At 59.8% G+C, this 14,846-nt stretch carries 11 protein-coding genes and 1 pseudogene; 4 read left to right on the top strand and 8 right to left on the bottom strand.

The window, feature by feature from the left end; all coding sequences use genetic code 11:
• Positions 1-399 precede the first annotated feature (399 nt).
• Positions 400-1,305 (top strand): hypothetical protein, encoded by a 906-nt coding sequence (locus KF841_15855; GenBank protein MBX3396831.1) that lies wholly within the window; start codon positions 400-402, stop codon positions 1,303-1,305.
• Between the two features lie 59 nt (positions 1,306-1,364).
• Here KF841_15855 and KF841_15850 read toward each other — a convergent pair whose 3' ends face one another.
• The 3 genes from KF841_15850 to KF841_15840 all read right to left on the bottom strand — a co-directional run bounded on the left by KF841_15850 (position 1,365) and on the right by KF841_15840 (position 4,195).
• Positions 1,365-2,255: a DUF1571 domain-containing protein gene (locus tag KF841_15850; protein ID MBX3396830.1), complete on the bottom strand. Its 891-nt coding sequence runs from the start codon at positions 2,253-2,255 to the stop codon at positions 1,365-1,367.
• A 433-nt stretch (positions 2,256-2,688) separates the two neighbouring features.
• Entirely contained in the window at positions 2,689-3,306 is a 618-nt protein-coding gene (gene nadD, locus KF841_15845) for a nicotinate-nucleotide adenylyltransferase (protein MBX3396829.1), read from the bottom strand.
• Positions 3,307-3,388: 82 nt separating this feature from the next.
• Entirely contained in the window at positions 3,389-4,195 is an 807-nt protein-coding gene (locus KF841_15840) for a hypothetical protein (protein MBX3396828.1), read from the bottom strand.
• 254 nt (positions 4,196-4,449) lie between these two features.
• Between KF841_15840 and KF841_15835 the strand changes: the two genes are divergently transcribed.
• The 3 genes from KF841_15835 to KF841_15825 are packed head-to-tail and all read left to right on the top strand — an operon-like array spanning position 4,450 to position 8,204.
• Positions 4,450-6,033 (top strand): Gfo/Idh/MocA family oxidoreductase, encoded by a 1,584-nt coding sequence (locus KF841_15835; protein ID MBX3396827.1) that lies wholly within the window; start codon positions 4,450-4,452, stop codon positions 6,031-6,033.
• A gap of 47 nt (positions 6,034-6,080) precedes the next feature.
• Positions 6,081-7,034, top strand: a complete 954-nt coding sequence (locus KF841_15830; protein ID MBX3396826.1) for a glycosyltransferase family 2 protein — start codon at positions 6,081-6,083, stop codon at positions 7,032-7,034.
• 45 nt (positions 7,035-7,079) lie between these two features.
• The gene (locus tag KF841_15825) at positions 7,080-8,204 is read left to right on the top strand and encodes a DUF354 domain-containing protein (GenBank protein ID MBX3396825.1); all 1,125 of its coding nucleotides are present in this window, start codon (positions 7,080-7,082) and stop codon (positions 8,202-8,204) included.
• Here KF841_15825 and KF841_15820 read toward each other — a convergent pair.
• From KF841_15820 to sppA, 5 genes and pseudogenes are all read right to left on the bottom strand, one after another.
• A complete protein-coding gene (locus tag KF841_15820) occupies positions 8,173-9,282 on the bottom strand; it encodes a pyridoxal-phosphate dependent enzyme (protein MBX3396824.1) in 1,110 nt (369 codons plus the stop codon). The genes KF841_15825 and KF841_15820 overlap by 32 nt on opposite strands.
• Complete coding sequence (locus KF841_15815) at positions 9,279-10,763, bottom strand: GMC family oxidoreductase (protein MBX3396823.1); 1,485 nt, start codon at positions 10,761-10,763, stop codon at positions 9,279-9,281. Before KF841_15815 ends, KF841_15820 begins: the two co-directional genes overlap by 4 nt.
• Before the next feature lie 191 nt (positions 10,764-10,954).
• Positions 10,955-11,308 carry a zinc ribbon domain-containing protein gene (locus KF841_15810; GenBank protein ID MBX3396822.1) on the bottom strand — a complete coding sequence of 118 codons (354 nt, stop codon included), beginning with the start codon at positions 11,306-11,308 and terminating at the stop codon, positions 10,955-10,957.
• An 826-nt stretch (positions 11,309-12,134) separates the two neighbouring features.
• Positions 12,135-12,248 (bottom strand): annotated as a pseudogene (locus tag KF841_15805) (prepilin-type N-terminal cleavage/methylation domain-containing protein).
• Between the two features lie 560 nt (positions 12,249-12,808).
• Positions 12,809-14,746 carry a signal peptide peptidase SppA gene (gene sppA / locus KF841_15800; protein ID MBX3396821.1) on the bottom strand — a complete coding sequence of 646 codons (1,938 nt, stop codon included), beginning with the start codon at positions 14,744-14,746 and terminating at the stop codon, positions 12,809-12,811.
• Between the last annotated feature and the right edge of the window lie 100 nt (positions 14,747-14,846).

Here is a 14,846-nt window from a genome sequence, read left to right as displayed (position 1 = left end):
GGATAGCTTGCAAAACCTGCAAATTCGCCATAAACTCCCTGATTATCAAGGTTTTAGGCCTTTCGGCAGGGTTGTCTCGGTACCGTTTACACCGAGGGGGTCGGGGGTTCGAGTCCCTCATCGCCCAGTGACAAAATTCTGATACATCCAACTCCCCCATGACATACACCCGAACGCGCCTCTTCGCCCCGAAGGGGCGCAAGGCAAGGTGTCGCGATCGCCTGAATTGAGCAGACGCATCTCTTCACCCCGCAGGAGCGCCGGCCTGTAGCCACAGGTGAAGCGCAGCGCAAACCGTGGAAGAAAAGGCCCCCCTCAAGCCAATCCCCGAAAAGGCCGATAACGACGTAACCGATTCCCCGCGCGGACAACGCGCGAGACAGATGACGAGCGCTTCCCATGACCGACGGCTCTCGACACCCCGATTCCGTCGACGCTTCGTCGGCCGGTCCGGATCAGATCGACGCATTGCTCGCCGAGGCCGAGGCTCTCTCCGCGGAGATCGTATCGGGCACGCTCGACACCATCTCCCCCCCCGATTCCGCGCTCGCCGCGGAGAATGTGGCCGAGGAAGTGGGAGTCTCAGTCGAGGACGTTCGGCCGGGCCCCGCAATCCTCGATGTGCCCGATCCGATCCGGGCCACCCAATCCGTTCAGGCGTCTGTGGACGAGTTGCGCGATCTGCTGAACGACCCCGATGGGAAGGTCGAATCACATCGGATAATCGAGTCGAACACCGGCGAAGAGCCATTCGCCGTCGAATCGAGCAAGCCGGGCGTCGACGTGGATGCAGGCCAGCCTCCCGCCGCGACGACGAAGAAAAAATCACGCAAAGGGGCCAGGTTCGATCTGTCCATGATGCAGCGCGAGGCGCCGCCGGCCCCGTCCATCGACCCATCAGCGCCGCCCGCGTCGCCTCCATCCACATCGGCCACAAACGAGAAAGTAACACCCGGCCCGGCCGAGGAGCTTGGGGAAGTGAGCCAGGCGGAATCTACCGAACGGCCGAGCAGGTCGCTCATCGTTTTCCGCATCATTGATCGAACGAAGTCAATGGCGATCGGGTCGGTGGCCGCTGTTCGCGGGTTGGTGATACTCTGTCTGAACGCGGTGCTCTCGGTCGTTTCCGTGATGGATTGGCCGTTCCGTTCGTTGTCCGGGGAGTTCAAGCGAGCCGTAGGGCTCTGCGGGATCGTCACGCTGGTGATGGGGGTCGCGGCATGGATTCTGCCGCTGCTGCTGAACGCCAATCCGTTCGAAGGCATGGAGACGGGCATTGCCGTGGAAGCGTCCGTATCGATGTGACGCGCATGTGGCACAACGGCGCGGCAATTTGCGGGAAGCCCGGCGAATTCCGTGGGGGATTACATGCCATAGGTGGCGGGTTCGAAGTCCGTTTCGGTCAGGCCCGTGTTGAATCGGACGCCGCGGTACTCGTATTTGCCGAGCAGGCTTTCGGGTTTCGCATCGGAATCCGAATAGCAGTAGACCGCGACCGGAATGTGGAGTTCCTGATCGATGTAGATCTCCGCCACTTGGTCGGGATACCGCCCCTCTTCACCGGTATAGGGCAGGCTTCGGCGGATCAGCCAGACAGGTCGGCCGTCAAAATGGGATTCGCCGCGGAACTCCAGCGCCAACTCGTTTCGATCCTTGGCAATCTCACAATACTTGATCAGCAGGTCGAGCGCGCGAACGAAGCCGAACTCATCGATCGCCCGACGAGAACTGCGCTTCGCGATGGTTCCGTTGATGGGCTGCTTGATGCTCTTGATGAGCAGATTCAGGCCCTTTCCGGGCATGCAGACCGCATGCTCGCGCAGTTCAGGATCCGGCTCGGTCTCATCCCGCCATTTGCCCTGCACGTAGATCACGCGCTTGGCCATGCCTTCGTTTCGCAGCCAGTGCATGACCACGCTGTACGGCTCAGGACGGAATTTGACCTCGATTTCCTGCTCGGCGCTCATTGCCGCGCCGATGCGCTCCTGTTTCACAAAAGTGCACGTATAGTCGCGTGAATCCCTGACAAGCCCCTCGCGAGCGACAATAAGGGCTTGAAGTGGGTCCATGCGAACAAGCTGTTCAAAGGGCGTTTGAACGATTTTGTCGTCAGCCAGTACGAACGGCAGGCCCTTATTGATCACGGGCGCATGTTCAGCATCGAACGCCAGCTCTGCGTAAAGAATTCCAGCCAGCAGCAGCGCGGAAACAATCTGGAGGCGCCGTCGCATTTTGGGATTGAGATCGCGGGGCATGAATACGACTTCCCTGATGGATATCGCGCGAACCGGAGGCCTAGTCGTTGGTTGCGTCAAATTGCATGATTGTCCAGTAATTATACACTACGGAACATCGATCGGCGCGTTCGGCAGCGGCTGGAAGCGCTCTTGATTTCATTTTCATCGGTCGGCAAGAGTTGCCGACTGAAGCAACCCGGCTGGTAACATTTGCGAATTTTTTCGCTCGCCGAAGTTCACTTGGCAGGCTCCGGCACTCCGCTCCGCATTGGCGTTGGTTACCGGACTTGGGGCGGCATTCAGGCAGAATCTGCGATGCTTCAATTGAGCGTCGCTCATCCATATAAACATACGTTTTCATGGTCGAAAATTCAACATCCGGATGCAATCCGACTTTGCACTTGCGACGATTATCTTATATCTGGAATTAGCTTAGGGCGAGCAATCGCCGCTAGGTATTTCCCTGATACAGCTTAAACTCGCGAATATACCGATCGACCGCGGCGGGAAGGAAATAGCGGATTGGGAGGTTCGAGGCAGCCCGTTGGCGAATTTCCGTTGAACTAATTTCGATGTGGGGTGTCTGAAGCACATGCCGCAGGAGAGACTGCGACTCGACCGTTCCAATCGTGGGGGCGAGGTGTTCCAGCGGCGGAGGCTGCCAACCCGGCCGTGCGGCCGTCACGATCTGCACGATGCGAACCAACTCACCAATTCGATACCAAGTCGGGAGCTGTGACAGCGAATCCGCGCCGATCAGCCAGAACAGTTCGTCCGAATCGCCCAGTCTTTTTCGAAACTCACTCACGGTTGCGAACGTGTAGCTCGGTCCCTTTTGATTGAGTTCGAATTCGTCGATATCGAATCGGGAATCGTCCTGAATTGCCAGGCGAATCATTTCAACGCGGTGCCGTCCATTTGACAGTGACTGGCCCGGTTTGTGCGGCGGCTTTCCACACGGGACGAAGATCACGCGGTCCAGCCGGAGTTGTTCAAGGATGCTCTGGGCCGCGATGAGATGGCCGTAGTGGATCGGGTCAAATCTGCCACCGTAGAGTCCGATTCGCATAAGGTCTCACCGCCACATCGCAACGGCCTGATCGTGGGCATGATCTGTCTTAGGACGACGACTCAAAATTCGTGATGATCCATCAGCCGGGCCGGCCCGCATTTTCCGGCGCGGTCTTCGACGATTCGTCAACGCGTGCGTCGATATCGAACTCCACGTTTGTCACGCGCACATCGGCGCTGATGTTCTCGCCTTTGGGCGAGGAGGTGACATCAGCTCGCCCGGCGATCACGAGATAGTAGCCGCGACTGGGTTCGAGTCTTGACTCGAAGATCAAATCGAACTTGCGTGATTCCTCGGTTGAGGCGCTGCCAATTGATGCGGCATGGAGTGTTTCCTGTCGGACGACCACACCGAGCGAGTCCTTGAGCACGAAATGGACCGAAGCGGCGCCGGATTGATCGACCCGGTCATCGGCGTATTTCCGCGCTTGCCGAAGCGCGCTGTCGACATCGAGCTTGAGGCGAATCGTCGCCGCCAGTGGCCGGCCGGTCATGTTGTCGAAGGTGTAACCCATTTGAAACGCGCCCCACGCAGTCCCCTCGCCCGTGACCTCGGCGGAGCAAATCGCTCCGTTCGGATCGAATCGGCCGGAGTTTCCCTGCGCGTTCGCGCCGTCCTGGCCGGAGGTGTACTTTGCAATATTGAATGGTTCGCCGGCGGGGATGGTCCGGCGGCCGGCGGCGACTGTCGCCGCGTCCCAATCCGGGCGATCTTTCTCAGCGACGCGCACATTGACATCCGCACCGCCGCCCGAGCTGCATCCGGCCGCAAGTTGCAAGCCGGCGAGCACGATGACGCTCGGCGCGATGGAGCGTATGTGTGACAGATGTCTGGTGTAGCGGGCGCTCATCGCGGGATGGACGATGAATCTGGCGAGGTGTTTCACGATACTGGCTCGCTTTCGTGAGTGGTGTTGGAGTCTGTTCCGACCTGGGAATTATCCTGTCTTCAAGGTTATGTCGCTGCCGCGTGACTGTAAAGCGGGCGCTCGCCACATGTGAGGGCGAGTTGGGCGTGGGCGGCCGGTGCCGGGAATGGAGGCTTCCGGCCGTGCATCCTTGACAATCCCGCCCGGTCGCCGTTCTGATCTACACTGGTCGTGCAGAATGTGGCGTTGCTTTCCGGGGGTATTGAGGGTCTATGTCGAAGCGAATCTGTGTCATCGGCGCTGGACGGTGGGGGCGTAATCATATCAAGACGCTCGACGCGCTGGGATCATTGGGTGGCATCGTCGAAGCGACGGAGGCCGGCCGTGACGCGATGCTGGCTGCTTATCCGTCGGCGAAGATTTTCTGTGACGTGCGTGAATCGCTCGATGACGGATTTGACGGCTACACGATTGCATCGCCGGCCGAGACGCATTTCGAGATCGCAAAGCTCCTGATCGAGAACGGCAAGCCCGTGCTGGTGGAGAAGCCCATCACATTGAATGCCGCGGACGCTCACGCTCTGAATCGCCTTGCGAAGGAGCGCAAGGTGCCGCTGATGACCGGGCATGTTCTGCTCTTTCATCCCGCGATTTCGAAGATCAAGGAGATGATCGATGGGGGCAAGATCGGGAAGCTTCAATATCTGTACAGCAATCGGCTGAATCTCGGCACGGTTCGCAGCGAGGAGAACATTCTCTGGAGTTTCGCGCCGCACGACATTTCGATATTTCAGCACCTGATCGGTAAACTGCCGACGGAGGTCGTCTCGCGGGGCGGCGCCTTCGTGCAGCCGCGAATTCACGACAGCACGATGACGATCCTGACTTATCCGGACAATATCGTCGGCCATATTTTCGTGAGCTGGCTGCACCCGTTCAAGGAGCATCGGCTCGTCGTGATCGGTTCGAAGGGCATGCTCTCGTTTGATGACTCGACAGAGGCGAAGGACGTTTTGTTTTACGAGAAAGGAATCGATTGGATCAAGGGCGAGCCGATCAAGCGCGACGGTCCGACCGAGTCGATTCCGTATGAGAAGCAGCAGCCGCTCACCGAGGAGATGCGGTACTTCCTCGACGGCGTGGCGGGCGCGCCGATCACGAAGGCGAATGGCGATAACGCGGCGGCCGTGCTGGAGATTCTGGAGCGGGCCACGGACAGCCTGCTGACCGGTCTGCCGGTCTCACTGGACGCGAAGAAGGTTACGACGGCCGATGCTCCGAAGCCGGCGTTCTATGTTCATCCGACATCATTCGTGGACGAGGGTGTGACCATCGGCGAGGGGACGAAGATCTGGCACTTCTCGCACGTGCAGACGGGTTCCCGGATTGGCAAAAAGTGCTCGCTGGGTCAGAACGTCAACGTCGGAAACAACGTGACGATCGGTGACCATGTAAAGATACAGAACAATGTTTCGGTGTATGAGGGCGTCACGCTGGAGGATTATGTCTTCTGCGGGCCGTCGATGGTTTTCACGAACGTGATGGACCCTCGCTGCAAGTATCCGCAGCGGGGTTCGGCGTTTTATCACAAGACGCTCGTGAAGGAAGGCGCTTCGATCGGCGCGAATGCGACGATCGTCTGCGGCAATACGATCGGGCGCCATGCATTCATCGCGGCGGGTGCGGTGGTGACGAAGGACGTTCCCGACTATGCCATCATGGTCGGCGTACCCGCACGGCAGCGCGGGTGGGCCTGCGAATGCGGGGAGTTTCTGCCGAAGTTCGATGTCACGACGGCGTGTCCGCGCTGCTCCATCGGGTACAAGCTCACCAATGGTCTATGCGCTCCGGCATGAGGCGTGGGGCGCCGGTTCGAATCTCGCAGAAGGAACCCCATCAGCGAATGTATCGTGACAAATCAATCGGCATCGTTGTTCCGGCCTATCGAGAGGAGACGCAGATTGAGCGGACGCTGCGGTCGATGCCGGGCTACGTGGATCATATCGTCGTCGTCGATGATTGCAGTCCTGACAGCACATCGGACGTGGTTCGGCGAATCGCCTCGACGGATTCGCGAGTCCACCTGATTCGGCATGAGAGGAATCGGGGCGTCGGCGGGGCGATTTCGACCGGCTATTGCTGGTGTCGTGATCATGACATTGATATCTCGGTGGTCATGGCGGGCGACGGGCAGATGGATCCGGACGACCTGCCGGCGCTGCTCGATCCGGTTGTGGAGGATCGAGCCGACTACACAAAGGGGAATCGGCTGGTCACGGGCGAGGCATGGCGGAAGATTCCGCGGGTGCGCTATCTTGGGAATTCCGTGCTGACGCTTCTGACCAAAATCGCCAGCGGCTACTGGCACGTTACAGACTCCCAGACGGGATACACGGCGCTTAACAAGCGCGGGTTGAAGCTCTTGCCGCTCGCCGACATCTACCCGCGCTACGGCATGCCGAATGACTTTCTCGTGACACTCAATATCCACAACATGCGCGTGATGGATGTGCCGGTGAAGCCGATTTACGGAATCGGCGAGCAGAGCAAGATTCGCATCCGATCCGTGGTCTTCACCATTTCCATGCTGCTTTGCAGGTTGTTCGTGAAGCGAATGGTGCAGAAGTACATCATCCGCGATTTTCATCCGCTGATTTTTTTCTATCTATTCGGCGTGGTCCTGCTCGTTCCGGGCGCGATCTTCGGCGTCTATCTGTTCATCGAGCGCCTTGTGGACGGCCCCATCGCCGCGACGAGCGCGTTATTTGCCGTGTTCATGTTTGTCTCCGGCCTTCAATCGCTGTTGTTCGCCATGCTCTTTGACATGGAGGCCAATCGAGACCTCAAGGGCGGCTGAAGCGCAGCGCGGGCGAAGTCGGATTGACGAAGTTCGGAAGAAGACTTGGATATCCTGATTGAAATCAACCATCCCGCGCAGCTTCACCTGTTTCGGCCAGTGATGGAGGCCTGGTCGCGCGAAGGAACGACGTTTCTTGTCGCCGCGCGTGAGAAGGACATCACGACGCGGTTGATGGACCGCTACGGCATTGAGTATGTGACGCTGGCGCCGGTGGGAAACGGCCTTGCGGGCCAGTTCCGGGAGCTGCTTCGGCGCGAGGCGGCGATGTTCGCTCTTGCGCGAAGATGCCGCCCTCGCGTCATCATGGGGACGAGTGTTCACGCGGCGCGAATTGCCCGATGCTGCGGAGCGAGATCGATGGTTCTTTGCGAGGATGATGCGAAGTATATTCCGCTGTTTCGGTGGCTGGCCTATCCCCTTGCGCACGCCATTGTCACTCCGGAGGCACTGGCATATGAGAATCACGGTCTGCGGCACTTCACCTATCCCGCATATCAGAAGCTGTTTTATCTTCATCCGGCGCGTTTTGCTCCGGACGCGGGGGTTCGGGGGGAACTGGGGCTGTCGGCGTCTGAGCGGTACGCCGTCATTCGGCTGAGCTCGCTTCAGGCGCATCACGACATCGGGGCGCGCGGCATGAGCGAGGAGATGATTCGCGACATCGTTGCGTTAACGTCTCCGGAGATGCGTGTTTTCATCAGCAGCGAGAAACCGCTCCCGGCGGAATTCGAATGCCATCGTATGCCGTTGCCGCCGGACCGGATGCACCATGTGCTGAGCCAGGCGGAGTTTCTGATCAGCGACAGCCAGTCGATGACGGTGGAGAGCGCGCTACTCGGGGTGCCTGCTTTCAAGATCAACACGTTTGCCGGCCGGATATCGGTGATTCGCGAACTGGAAGAGGCGGGTCTGGCGTTCGGGTATCGGCCGGGCCAGGAGGCGGACCTGGTGCGGGATGTGCGGTCGATACACGCCCTGCCCAATCGTCGCGACGTATTCGAGAAACGTCGGGCCACTATGCTGGCACGCCGGATCGATCCGGTGCCGTGGTTCCTTGAACTGACGCGGAGGATGTGCGATCGCCAGTCAACGGCGGAGATTCATGCCTGGTCGCGTGAGTACATTGCTCAGGCGCTCAGCCCGGCGCAGACTTGTCCTGTCGGCTGATGAAGTATCGCCGCAGCGCCGGCGGAATCTGTTCAGGCCACGGATTTGACAGCGGCAGCGTATCGAACGTGTGCCAGAATAGATGATGCCTGTCGTGGGTGCCGTGCAGTTCGATGAATTGAAGCGCTCCATCAAGCGTCTTGGACGTATAGGTGCCGTCGAGTCGAACGCATTCCAGATCGAGCATCTCCTGAATCAGGCGCCGGCCGCTCTCGGTCGGCTTCGCATAGCCTTCTCCGAGTGCATGATGGAAGACGGAAACATCGGATCTCGTTGGGTGGACATGCGGCACGGTGGGGTCATGGCGGTGCAGTAGCCGGATGGTGCGATTTGCGAGTCTCAGGAGCCGGCCGCGGGTGCAGTACAGCCGATACGAATTGGTGACGCCAACAATGTGCGCGTGAATTCCCGCCAGTTTGCAACCGAGTGCCAGACCGGCGGCAGTTCCGAGGCTGCCGAGCGGCACATAGATGTAATCAGGCATTGGCAGGATCCCGGCATCCACCTGATCTCGAAGCTCCATCGCCGCATTCACATGGCCGATGCACGTCAGGGGTGATGTGCCTCCGGGCGCGACATAGAGGCAGGGCGATCGCTCGCCCGAAGCGTTGCGCAGAACCTGCCCGAGAGTTTTGACCAGCACGGTGAGATAGCTGGCCGGAATGTATTCCGCGGCCGCGGTGATTCCGACGCCGAGATTCGCCTGAAGATATTCGGTCGGCGGCTGATCGACGATGACGGCGACGACGCCGATGTTGAATCTGCGGGCGTGAAATGCGGTCCGGCTGATGTGATGACTGCCTGCGGAACTGAAGGTGACAAGCGTCCTTATATCGCGGCTGCGCGCTTCGGCCAGGAGAAACTCGAGGCCGCGAACCTTGTTGCCGCCACAGAGCGGGTGGCTCTTGTCTTCTCGTTTGATGTGCAGGGATTTCAGGCCGTGCGCATTGGCGAAACGCGGCGCGTTGTGGACCGGCGTGGGCCACTCTCCCAGTTCGACCCTCGGCAACGCTTCACGCAGGCGCGGGAAACGGTCGAAGAGCGGCATCGCGATTGATCCGGACTGAGCGGTCGTCAAGCTTTTGCTCCCGCTTCGGCAAGCAGGTGTTCGATCACCCATTCGGCGACGGCCGCGATGGTCATGCTCGGGGCGACGCCGGTTGGAGTCGGAAAGAGGCTTGCATCCGCAAGATACAAGCCGGGATGTCCGAAGACCTCGCCAAACGGGTTTGTCACGCCTTGCGCCGGCGATTCCGCGATGACCGCGCCGCCCATTGGATGCACGGTGGAGGGCATGCGGCGGTCGAACCATGCCGGCGGCGCGAGCAACCTTCCGCCCACTGCCCGGGCCAGATCACGCAAGCGTGCGAGTCGTCGCTCGTCAAATGCAGAACTCCGCGCGGCATCGCGCGTGAATCGCCATCGGCCGCGTGGCGAGTGACCGTTGGTTTCCCAATTGAGCCGACAGGGATTGTCGTCGAAACCCATGACTCCGATCGACCAGGCGCGTCCCAGTGAAGTCGATAACGCCGTCAGACTGCCAATCGGCCAGACTCCTGTATCCATCAGGAACAGTCGATCATCGCTCCAGCAATCGATCCAGCCTGTGACGGGCGGCCCGCTGTCCGCGTCCGGCTCGGCCGCGCCGATGATGGCCGCTCCGAAGTCGCCGTTTGTATGGAATCGCCAGCCCAACGCGGCGCTGAGATGGGGCAGCGTGCCGATTGCGTCGCGGCAATGGAACAGCAGCTTCATTGTGCCGAATGTTCCGGCGGAGAGGACGACTCGCCTCGCCCTGAGCGAGCCTGCTTCGGTGCCGTATTCGTTTGAGGGGCGGTTGAATCGGACTTCGTAACCGCCGTCGATATCAAGCGGTGCAATAGCCGTGACATCGTGCATTGCACGGATTTCCGCGCCGGCCGATTCCGCCTGTGCGAGGTAGGTTCTGTCGAGTGTTCGTTTTCGGCATGTTCGACCGCCCTGCAGCCAGGTCGCGACTTCCCTGCGAAGGCCGGATGTTGTCGGCGGTTGTGCCATGTCGGAGGCATTTTCGGGCCAGTCCATGGCGAGCGGCAACCGGACGCAGCGGCCGCCGATGTGCGAAGCGGCAGACTGCATCGCGGCCGTTCGCGGCAGGGTGTGCGGCAGCCTTGTGGGCCGGATGATTGCCTCGACACGATCGTAATACGGATCCATGACCATACGAGAAAGCGCCGACCATTGTGGCGTGAAGGTTTCCTCCGGCGCGCGCAGGGTAACGGCTGTATAGAGATGGGACCCGCCGCCGACCGCGCTGGCGGTGACGGCGCAGAGTCCGCCCGCGAATTGGAGATCGACGATGCCGTCGGGAATGTCGGCGTTGCGCTGACGAGAAAACAAATCCTGCATTCGGAAGATCGGTCGGTTTCCGGCGGCGAGGTCTTCAAAGTGATCGGCTGACAATCGCGGTCCGCGTTCAAGAAGGACGACGCGGCATCCCGCTTGGGCGGCTCGAAGTGCGCAGACGGACCCACCAAAGCCGGATCCGATGATGCAGATGTCGCATTCGTAATCTCTCATGACGATGCCGCGGAGAGAATTGACCCACGTCTGTTACCGTGGCTTCGGACTGCGCCGCAAAGTCCGGCTGCAATCAGCGTACTCCGACAGGCCGATTCGTGGAATCCGAGGCGAAGATGCCGCAAAACGACGAGAGGCGAGGAATGGTCCTCGCCTCTCGCGGAAATACACTGAATGGACTCGGTCGGCCGCTACTGGGCTCTGGAACGCGATCCGAAGGACTTGGCGGATTCGCCGGATTCATCGGCGGCGGCCGCCTCCTTGTCCTCCTCCGAGGCGAAACCAGACACCCGAACCTTCACATCGGTCTTTTCAGCACCGCCTGCCTTGCAATTCGGGCAGGTGACGCCGGTTTCGGATCGGTACATCGCGGTAGATTCGGCCACGGTCAACTCGAACCGTGTGCCGCATTTTTCGCAGACAAATTCCTGCTTCTGGGCGGCGAGGTTCTGGTCGACCTCGTTCTCTCCCGGCCTTGTCCAGACATAGGCGCTGACCGCGGCTCCGAGAACCAGAATGGCAATTAGTATGACCTGACGTTTCATAGGGTTGACTCCTTAGGGCCGCCACAGCCAGTCGAGACACTGGATTCTAGTTGCAGGTCGGACCGGCAGCGGCACAATCGCCGGCACTGCTGTCAGGATACCACTGGTCGGGCAGGCAGTCCATGCGGCCCCAGGTGCCACGGATGTCGAGAAACTCCCGCTCGGCAGTGCGAGGATAGAATGTGCCTTTGCCCATGTCCACGTTGTTGGCGTGACCGTCCACAAAGCCGAGGTTGAAGAAGCCCAGTTTCTTGTGCGGCGTGGTCAATTCCAAGCCACCGGGAATGCTCAGGAAGCCGAAGATTTCGTTCGTCCAGAGCGTCTGAAATGCTCGAGCCTCCATGTAAGCGACGGTTACCGCCGTATCGGGAATTCGTGAGACCGGTCGGCCGAGCACGCCGAGCTGTCGGCCGTTGCTCCATGCCAACTGATTCAGGCGGAAGGAAGTTCCGTTGGATTTGAAGTACGGCTTCTCCAATTCGCGGGGATCGGCGCCGAAGCCCGGCACATCCTGCCAGCCGTAGTCGTCGCCTGCGCACTGGAAGTCCTGGAACCAGCCGCGGTCGCCGGGTGAACTATTCTGAGCGAGCGAGCCGTAGAGGAGCCTGTTGAGGGGGCGCGTATTCGGGCTGAATGCCTGATTCCAGTTCATTTCGTCCATGGTGCCCGGGCCTCCACCGTAGTCGGCGTAGCCGTCGTAGATCCAGCACGGGGCGCACGGGTGGACGGGGCCGTACACGCCTTTGACATCGTCGGCCGAGTAGGCGGTGGTGACCTGCAACACCGACTTCAGGGCGGCGAGGCACTTGACCCGCTGGCCAGTCACCTTCGCGCTGGTGAGCGCCGGCAGGAGAATGCTGATCAGAATCGCGATGATCGCGATGACCACCAGCAACTCGATTAATGTGAAAGCCTTATTCCTTCCAATGTATCGCTTCATCTCTTTGAGCTCCTTCATTCTCAATGTCTCTTTGCGTGGAGAGAGTGATTCTATTTTCTTCGGATGGTTTATCCGCCTCAATCCATTCGGTTTGCTGCGTCCGTCAAACGGAGGGAACACGCGACCGCCCGATTCGATTTCCTTGCCCACGTCGGCCGGTCATTGTGGTGCGGAGAGCGCAAAATAGTCACCCGGCCGACCTTGATTTTCGCAAAGCCGACGGATGCGGCGGATTCATGCGAAGTCAGTGTCCGAAAAACTACCTCGCCCCCACAGCGAGACCCCCTGTCGAATCAGCGGCACTCCCGCAACAATCGACAAACTGACTTCACTGCATGATAGCCGATCGACCCTTCCGAGGCAAAACGGCCGCGGAAGAATGTCCGGTATCCGCATTCCGCCACCTTCCTAGTCATAGGCGATGTGTGTCCTGTTTTCTTACGCCGAGTCGGTGGTCCAGGCCATTTTCCCGTTTGAGTCCCAGACCAAGAAAAACGGCGAGAGCCGGCAACCCGGTTTCTCGCCGCAGTTCTCGTATTAACATTTTGTAAAAGCGAAGCTTATGGTAGCTGTGGCGTCTTAGTGAAGCCCGGCATTCCATCGAAGGTCCATGGCGAGAACGGCGCGAGTTGCGGCGTCCAGGGCGTTACGAGCGCGTTCAGGTCCGGGACCGCCATCCAGCAGAGTGCCTTCGGCTGGCCGCCGAAGATCGACAACTGCTGGTCGAATGACACTGTCTGGGCCGGCGTCTGGGCGAGCTTGGCCGTTTCGAGGAGCGCGGTCACCCCGAAGAAACTCTCGGCCAGTTCTCCGAGCGAGCTGGGGCGGGGGTAGTGAACGAGCTTGATTTCGGCACTGGCCGGGATATCAGCCATGTTGCGGACAGCCGCGATCGCGTCATCGAGTCCGCCGAGCCGATCCACAAGGCCGATCTGCTGCGCTCGGCGTCCGGTATAGATTCGGCCGCCGGCAAGCTTGCGGAGTTCCTTCTTGGGCATCTTGCGGCCTTCGGCGACGCGGTCGAGGAACTGTTCGTATGTGTCGAGGATGTAGGTTTTGAACAGCTCTTTGTCTTCGGGTGACATGTCGCGATGACCTGATCCGAGCAAGGCGCGCTTGCCGCGTTTCATTTCATAGACATTGACGTCCATCCGATTGAGGGCCGATCGCTGATTGGCGAGCATTGCGATCACGCCGATGGAGCCCGTGATTGTTGTCGGCTCGGCGAAGATCAATCTGCCGGGCGCGGCAATGTAATAACCGCCGGAACCCGCAACGGTGCCCATGCTCACGACCAGCGGCTTCTCGTCGTTCAGTTCACAGAGCTTTTTCCAGATGATGTCCGATGCATAGGCCGATCCGCCGGGGCTGTCGATTCGGAGCACGACTGCGCGGATGGTCTTGTTCTTGCGGATTTCCTCGATTGTCTTGACGAAGTCGTCCCGCATGATCATCGACGACGCGAATCCGGCGCCGAGGCTCTGGTCCACGATGGGGCCGCGGGCGTGCAGGACAGCAATCTTCGGTCCGACCGCTTTGTAGCTGTCCTGGGCTTTGGACATTTCCTTTGTGATCTGCGTGAGCAGGTCCTGGAGCGACGTGATGTTTGCCATGCCGCTGGAGCCGTCGGAGCCCTTCTTGAATTTCTCACGGCGCAGAACGCGTTCGCGAAACTCCTCGTAGTATCCAAGCTCATCGACCAGTCCGGCGTTCTTCGCATTTTCGGCGTCGAACAGGCACTCGTCGATGATGCCACGAACCTTTTCCTCGCTCAGTTTTCGGCCTTCGGCGATCATCCGGACATAGTCGGCGTACTGGTTGTCCATGATCTCGTTCATCTCTTCGAGGAAGTGATTGTTCGGCTCTCGGCTGTTGTTAAAGCCGGGGTATTTGAATTCGCCGGCCGTGATCACCTCGTACTCAATTCCCTGAAGCTGGTACATTCCCTTCAGATAGGTGAAAACCCGGCCAAGTCCGGGCAGGGCGAGCGAGCCGCTGGGCGCCATTGCGATTTCGTCGGCGGCGCAGGCGAGGAGATAGCCGTTCGGATCTCCGGAGTTGAGATAGGCCTTCACCTTCTTTCCGGATGCGCGGAATTTGACCAGTCCCCGTCGAAGTTCCTCGATGTCAGGAATGGCGAGGGAAAGGCCGTCGAGGTTAAGCAGGATTGCGCCGACGGAGTCGTCCTTCGCAAGCTGCTCAAGGTTCTCCATGAATTCACGCGCGGTTCGGACGCGGCCGGGCAGCGGAACGTTGATCGCCCTGGCGGGGACGAGGAATGGGTCGACGCGGATTTCGATCAATCGTTTGATGGGATCGGCCTCGACGGCGGTCGCGCCCCCCTTTGCTTTGTCGGCGGCCCCGGACTCGGCGTCCGCCTTCTTCGATGCGGTCTTGTCCGCGTTCTTCTTTTCAGGCTCGTCGTCGGCACGAACCGGCGCGGCAACCACCGCCGCCACCAGCAGCATTGCAACCATTGTCATCCATTGCTTCCGCATCGCATTCACTCCTGTGTTGAATCGTTCGATCGAATCCCTGGTTCTTTGGTGATCCTGTCTTCGCTCGCGAATTTGCGTCGCGAGTTTTTATACGTGATTG

The organism is Phycisphaerae bacterium (assembly GCA_019636475.1).
Classification (GTDB): Bacteria; Planctomycetota; Phycisphaerae; order UBA1845; family UTPLA1; genus JADJRI01.
The sequence above is the reverse complement of the archived record's forward strand: the minus strand, read 5'-3'. Positions and strand labels throughout refer to the sequence as shown.